Genomic DNA, 5687 nt, shown 5'->3' on the forward strand with positions numbered 1-5687 from the left:
CGGCGCCGCGCCGGCGTGCCGACTCGGCCCTGCGACCCCGCCGGCCGTGACGTCACGCGCCCGCGTCGCTCACCTCCACGGGCCCGGGCGAGGCCAGGGCGATGTGGGGACGGCCGGTGATGGGGTGCGGGCCGATGTGGGCGCGCACTCCGAAGACGTCCTGAATGAACTCGGGTGTCAGCACCTGGAGGGGCGGACCGTGCCCGGCGACCGCGCCGTCGCGCAGGACGACGACCTGGTCGGCGTAGGCGGCGGCATGGTCCAGGTCGTGGAGGGCCGCCAGCAGGGTGAGCCCGAGTGAGCGGATCAGGTCGAGCAGGGCGAACTGCGCGCCGGCGTCGAGATGGTTGGTGGGCTCGTCCAGGATCAGCAGCGGGGCCTCCTGCGCGAGGGCCCTGGCCAGCAGCACGCGCTGCCGTTCTCCTCCGGAGAGGGTCGACACGAGCCGGTCGGCGGCCCGGTCCATGCCGACCCGCCTCAGCGCGTCCGTGATCGCCGCGCGGTCGGCGCGGGTCTCGCGGTCGAGGGGCCCCTGGTGGGCGGTCCGGCCGACGGCGACGGCCTCCGCGACGGAGAAGTCGCCCCCGGCCCCGCCGTGCTGCGGCAGGACGGCACGGCGCCGCGCGGCCCGCCGGGGCGACATCCGCCACAGGTCCTCGCCGCCGAGACGGACGACGCCCCCGGACGGGCGCAGCGACCGGTACACCGTCCTGAGCAGGGTGGACTTGCCGCTGCCGTTCGGGCCGACCAGCGCCACGAACTCGCCCGGCCCCGCGCTCAGGCACACGCCGGTGACGATGGGACGGGCGTCGATCCGGACGCTCACCCCTTCCAGATCAAGGCGCATGGGTGCCTCCGGTGGCGCGGCGGCGCAGCAGGAACAGGAAGAAGGGGACCCCGAGCCCCGTGGTGAAGACCCCGACCGGCAGCTCGTTGGGACGGTCGGCGATCCGGGCGGCCAGATCCACCAGCACCATGAACACCGCACCGCCCAGCAGCGCCACGGGCAGGACGCGGCGGTGGTCGGAGCCGACCGCGAACCGGGCCATGTGCGGGACCATCAGGCCGACGAACCCGATGCCGCCCACGACGCTCACCACCGTGGCGGCGAGCAGCGAGCCGATCAGCAGCAGCGTGACGCGCAGCGCCGCGACCGGGACGCCCATCCCCGTCGCGGCGTCCTCCCCGGCCAGGAGCGCGTTGAGCGGCCGGGCCCGGAGCATCAGGCAGGCCAGGCAGGCCGCGATCAGCGCGGCGGGGAGGCCGAGGTCGGTCCAGGTGGCGCCGGCCACGCTGCCCATCAGCCAGAACATCATCCCCTGCAGTTCGGTCGGGTTGAGCTGGAGCTGGACGAACGTCGTCGCGGCGGTGCACAGGTACCCGACGGCGACGCCGGTCAGGACCAGCCACGAGTCGAGCAGCCGTCCCGCCCGCTGCGCCAGCGCGTACACCAGCAGCGCCGACAGCAGGGCGGCGGCGAAGGCGGCGCCGGTCACGCCCAGCGCGCCGGTCGCGCCGCCGAGGGCGGTGCCGCCGAGCGCGGGCACGAGCACGGCCCCGAGGGAGGCCGCGGAGGAGACGCCGAGGACGTAGGGGTCGGCGAGCGGGTTGCGGACCAGGGCCTGGAGCGCCGCGCCCGCGACGGACAGGCCGGCGCCCGACAGCGCCGCCAGCAGCACGCGGGGCGTGCGGATGTCCCAGACGACCTGGCCGAGCAGCGGGTCGGCGCTGTCGCCGCGCCCGGACAGGTGGGCCCACAGAACGCTCCACACCGTCCCGAACGGAAGGTTCACCGAGCCCACCGAGATGCCGAGCACCATGGACGCGACCAGGGCGGCGCCGAGCGCGGCCAGCAGGACGCCGGTGCCGGCGCCGGAGACGAGATGCGGCCCGCGCGCCCGGGCCGGAGCCTCGCGGGTGAGGATGTCAGGCATCGCCGATCACCTTGGCGATCTTCTCGACGCCCAGGGCGTTGAGGGGGCCGAGGTAGACGCTGTCGGAGACGACCGTGTACGTCCGGGTCTTGGAGGCGTTCCACTGCGGGTAGGCGGCGAACAGCTTCGCGGCCTCGGCGTCGCCCTTCTCCTCCGGGGTGAACAGCCCGACCACCAGGACGTCCACCCGCGCGGTGGCGAGTTGCTCCTTGTTGAGGGTGCGGGTGGCGTCCTCACCGCGCCCGGAGAACGCGTTGACCCCTCCGGCCGCCCGGATGACGTCGTCGTAGACGCCTCCGGTCATCACGGCGGGCAGGCCGTTGGCGTTCATCATGGACATGCCCGGGTAGGCGATGACGACCCTCTTGGCGGGCCGGCCGGCCGTCCGCGCGCGCACGGCCTCGACACGGGCCCGCAGCCCGGAGATCACCGTCAGGGCGCGCTGCTGGACGTCGAAGATCCGGCCGAGCAGCGCCAGGAACTCCAGCGAGGAGTTGATCGACTGCGCCCGGTACGCCCGCTTCTCCGCCTCGGTGGCGTCCGGCTTGCCGTTGGCGCAGTTGACCGGGTTGACCAGCGACGGGATCCCCGCGGCGGCGAGCTGCTCCCGGGTGGCGAACCCGCGCTTGGCGTCGAAGCCTCCCGACCAGGTGGAGACCACGAGGTCGGGCTTGAGCCTCAGCACCTGCTCGGCGGGGACGTCGAAGTTCCTGTTCATCGTCAGCCCGCCGGTCGGCAGCGCCCGGATCCGGCCGATCATGGACGGGTCGTCGGACACGCCGTAGGTCTGGGCGTTGGCGAGGACGCTCTTCTCCAGGCCGAGCATCAGGAAGCTCTCCACCTCGCCGACCGAGGTGCCGTTGAGGATCAGCACCCGCCGCGGCGGCCGCGCGAAGGCGACCCTGGTCCCGCAGTTGTCGAACGACAGGGGATAGGACGTCCTGCGCGCCGGTCCGGTCGCGGACGCAGCGTCCGGGCCGGGGCCGGCGGGGGAGCCGCCGCAGGCGGCGGCCGGCGCCGCCACCAGCGCGGCGGACATCGCCGCCGCGAGGGCGCGCGAAAGGAGGGGACGGTTCATGGGCGTGCTCTCTTTCCAGCGGGAGCCGTCGGCGGCTCCTCGGGAGGGATGCGGAGGACATCCGGGCGGCGTCGTGCCGGGCCCGGCGACATGCGTCGCCCTGAGAGCGGTGGGAGGTCAGTGGTTCACGCGGTGGCGCCCAGGGCGGTGGTCGTCCCGGGAGGCCCGCGACGGGCCACGGCGTACCGGAGGGCGTCCCGGGCCGGAGCCCGCTCATCGGAGCGGCCGCGCGACACGGGCCGCGGAAGGCCGGGGGATCGTCCGGCCGCGACCGCGAGCAGGAACACCAGCGGTCGCAGGACCCAGCCGGCCAGGACCCGGACGAGCGCGCACAGCCGCGCCTCGCCCCACTCCAGCCAGGCGGACGTGACCAGCACGCTCACCGCGTGCATGAGCAGCATCGCCAGAGCGGGACCGCCGCCGTGGGCCATCGGCTCCGCGCCGCCGTCCATGGCGGCGGCGTCCGGCCGGGCCGCCACCAGCGGATGCCCGGCGGCGCGCATGAGTAGGACGTGCAGGACGACCTGCGAAGCGGCGGTGGCGGGCACGATCGACGCGAAGGTCCGCTCCCGGCCGGTCAGCGCCAGCGCGGGGCCGAGCACGAGCAGGAACCCGGCCAGCGTCGCCGCCCGGTCGAAGCCGCCGCCGCCGGCCAGGTGCCCGAGCGCGGCCAGCCCGGCGCACGCGGCGGCGAAGCCCGCCGCGCGCACCCAGCGCACCATCGACCATGGACCCATCTGGTGGGGATACTCCCACACGGGAACGGACGGATCGGGCGACCTCGGCCGGGTGTCGTCCTCCTCACGCCGCTAGGCGCGGGAGCCGCGGCGGCGCAGCGCGCCGTAGGCGCGCAGGATCGCGGGCACGAGCGCGTACACGACGGTGGGCACGACCACGCCGGTCACCACGAGAGTCCGGAGCGGCAGCGAGAGCGATCCGAGCAGGGGGCCCAGCAGCATCTGCGTGGCCATGATCATGAGGTACACGGCCAGCCAGGTGAACAGGGCGCGCAGGTGGATCGAGGGGGCCGTGACGGCGGGGGCGGGGGTGCGGACGGATGGCATGGCGTCTCCTTGGTGGTCCGGTAAATCCAACTTGCGAGTTGGAGTTAACCACGCCCGGCCGCAGATTCCAACTCGCTAGTTGGAATCTGCGGTAGGCTCCGGGCATGGCATGGGACACCGCGAGGACCAAGCGGCTCATCCTGGACGCCGCGGTCGGCGAGTTCGCCGCCCACGGGCCCGAGGCGGCCCGCATGGACCGGATCGCCGCGACGGCCGGGGTGAACAAGGAACGGATCTACTCCTACTTCGGCAACAAGCGGCAGATGTTCGCGATCGTGCTGACCACGGAACTGGAGCGCCTGGCCGAGGCCGTGCCGCTGGACGCGAAGGCGGCCTCCGACCTGGGCGAGTACGCCGGGCAGGTCTTCGACTACCACCGCGCGCACCCGCACTTCGTCCGGCTGCTCCACTGGGAGGGCCTGCACACCACCGAGGGCGAGCCGGTGGCGGCCGAGGCCGAGCGGACCGCCCACTACGCCGGGAAGATCGCCGCGCTGGCGCGGGCGCAGGAGTCGGGACGCCTGGACGCCCGGCTGGCGGCCAGGGAGCTGCTGTACTCCGTCATCGTCCTGGCCGGCTGGTGGTTCGCCACCCCGCAGCTCCGGCGGATGCTGATGCCCGACCTCGACGACGACCCGGACGGCCAGCGCGCCGCACTCGTCCGCATCGTCCGCCGTCTCGGCGACCCCGCGGGCTGACCGCGATGGAGGTCACCGCGGTCGCCGAGATGAGGGCGGGCGAGGGGGCTCCCGGTCACGCGTCGGGGGTGACCAGGCCCGTCCGGTAGGCGATGACGACCAGCTGGGCGCGGTCGCGCGCTCCGAGCTTCGTCATCGTGCGGCTCACGTGGGTGCGCGCGGTCGCCGGGCTGATGAACAGCTCGGCGCCGATCTCCTGGTTGCTCAGCCCCCGTCCGATCAGGGCCAGCACCTCCCGCTCGCGCTCGGTGAGCGGGGCGAGCCGGTCCAGGGCGTCCGCGGACGCCGTGTGCCACGCGGTGAACTTGCTGATGAGACGCCTGGTGATGCGCGGCGCGAGCAGGGCCTCGCCGGCGGCGACCACCCGGATGGCGTGCAGGAGCTCCGCCGGTCCGGCGTCCTTGAGCAGGAAGCCGCTGGCACCGGCCTGCAGCGCCTCGAAGACGTAGGCCTCGGTGTCGTAGGTGGTGAGGATGAGGATCCGGACGTCCTCCAGCCCGCGCGTCGCGGTGATCCGCGCCGTGGCCTGGATGCCGTCCAGCCTCGGCATGCGGATGTCCATGAGGACGACGTCGGGGCGGGTGGCCTGGGCCAGCTCGACCGCCCGGGCGCCGTCGGTCGCCTCCGCGACCACGGCGATGTCGTCCTCGACGTCGATGAGCAGCCTGAACCCCGACCGCACCAGCCCCTCGTCGTCGGCGAGCAGGACCCTGATCGGCTCCGTGGCCGGCGCGCTCACGGCGCCGCCTCCCGCAGCGGCCCGGTCGGGGCGAGGGGGAGCCGGGCCGTCACCTCGAACCCGCCGCCCGGAGTGGGGCCGGCGTCGAGCTCGCCGCCGAGCAGCCGGCAGCGCTCGCGCCACGGAGCCACGTCTTGGCGACCGCCTCCACGGCGGCACGCGGCCCCAACGCCT

The 5687-nt window shown here is 74.5% G+C and carries 7 protein-coding genes; 1 reads left to right on the top strand and 6 read right to left on the bottom strand.

From position 1 onward, the window contains the following. Window positions 1–52 precede the first annotated feature (52 nt). The 5 genes from ABWI04_RS41290 to ABWI04_RS41310 form a co-directional block, all read right to left on the bottom strand. Window positions 53–847 carry an ABC transporter ATP-binding protein gene (locus tag ABWI04_RS41290; RefSeq protein WP_345182945.1) on the bottom strand — a complete coding sequence of 265 codons (795 nt, stop codon included), beginning with the start codon at window positions 845–847 and terminating at the stop codon, window positions 53–55. Next, entirely contained in the window at window positions 837–1934 is a 1098-nt protein-coding gene (locus ABWI04_RS41295) for a FecCD family ABC transporter permease (protein WP_345182946.1), read from the bottom strand. Before ABWI04_RS41295 ends, ABWI04_RS41290 begins: the two co-directional genes overlap by 11 nt. Next, complete coding sequence (locus ABWI04_RS41300; protein WP_345182947.1) at window positions 1927–3012, bottom strand: ABC transporter substrate-binding protein; 1086 nt, start codon at window positions 3010–3012, stop codon at window positions 1927–1929. The genes ABWI04_RS41295 and ABWI04_RS41300 overlap by 8 nt, the downstream gene beginning before the upstream one ends. A 125-nt stretch (window positions 3013–3137) precedes the next feature. Continuing rightward, complete coding sequence (locus tag ABWI04_RS41305; protein WP_353835820.1) at window positions 3138–3749, bottom strand: hypothetical protein; 612 nt, start codon at window positions 3747–3749, stop codon at window positions 3138–3140. A 72-nt stretch (window positions 3750–3821) separates the two neighbouring features. Further along, window positions 3822–4076 carry a hypothetical protein gene (locus ABWI04_RS41310; protein ID WP_353835821.1) on the bottom strand — a complete coding sequence of 85 codons (255 nt, stop codon included), beginning with the start codon at window positions 4074–4076 and terminating at the stop codon, window positions 3822–3824. 104 nt (window positions 4077–4180) lie between these two features. Here ABWI04_RS41310 and ABWI04_RS41315 point away from each other — a divergent pair, with 104 nt between their 5' ends. Beyond that, on the top strand, window positions 4181–4774 hold the full coding sequence (locus tag ABWI04_RS41315) for a TetR/AcrR family transcriptional regulator (protein WP_345182951.1): 594 nt from the start codon (window positions 4181–4183) through the stop codon (window positions 4772–4774). Between the two features lie 55 nt (window positions 4775–4829). On the opposite strand, the gene ABWI04_RS41320 is transcribed toward ABWI04_RS41315, so the two are convergent. Further along, window positions 4830–5513: a response regulator gene (locus ABWI04_RS41320; RefSeq protein WP_345182952.1), complete on the bottom strand. Its 684-nt coding sequence runs from the start codon at window positions 5511–5513 to the stop codon at window positions 4830–4832. Between the last annotated feature and the right edge of the window lie 174 nt (window positions 5514–5687).

Origin of the sequence: Actinomadura sp. NPDC000929 (assembly GCF_040492065.1) — a bacterium.
Lineage (GTDB): Bacteria > Actinomycetota > Actinomycetes > Streptosporangiales > Streptosporangiaceae > Spirillospora > Spirillospora verrucosospora.

What these genes read in the sequence shown, in the direction of transcription:
- ABWI04_RS41290 (WP_345182945.1), bottom strand. Translation starts at nt 847, where the DNA reads ATGCGCCTTGATCTGGAAGGGGTGAGCGTCCGGATCGACGCCCGTCCC.
- ABWI04_RS41295 (WP_345182946.1), bottom strand. Translation starts at nt 1,934, where the DNA reads ATGCCTGACATCCTCACCCGCGAGGCTCCGGCCCGGGCGCGCGGGCCG.
- ABWI04_RS41300 (WP_345182947.1), bottom strand. Translation starts at nt 3,012, where the DNA reads ATGAACCGTCCCCTCCTTTCGCGCGCCCTCGCGGCGGCGATGTCCGCC.
- ABWI04_RS41305 (WP_353835820.1), bottom strand. Translation starts at nt 3,749, where the DNA reads ATGGGTCCATGGTCGATGGTGCGCTGGGTGCGCGCGGCGGGCTTCGCC.
- ABWI04_RS41310 (WP_353835821.1), bottom strand. Translation starts at nt 4,076, where the DNA reads ATGCCATCCGTCCGCACCCCCGCCCCCGCCGTCACGGCCCCCTCGATC.
- ABWI04_RS41315 (WP_345182951.1), top strand. Translation starts at nt 4,181, where the DNA reads ATGGCATGGGACACCGCGAGGACCAAGCGGCTCATCCTGGACGCCGCG.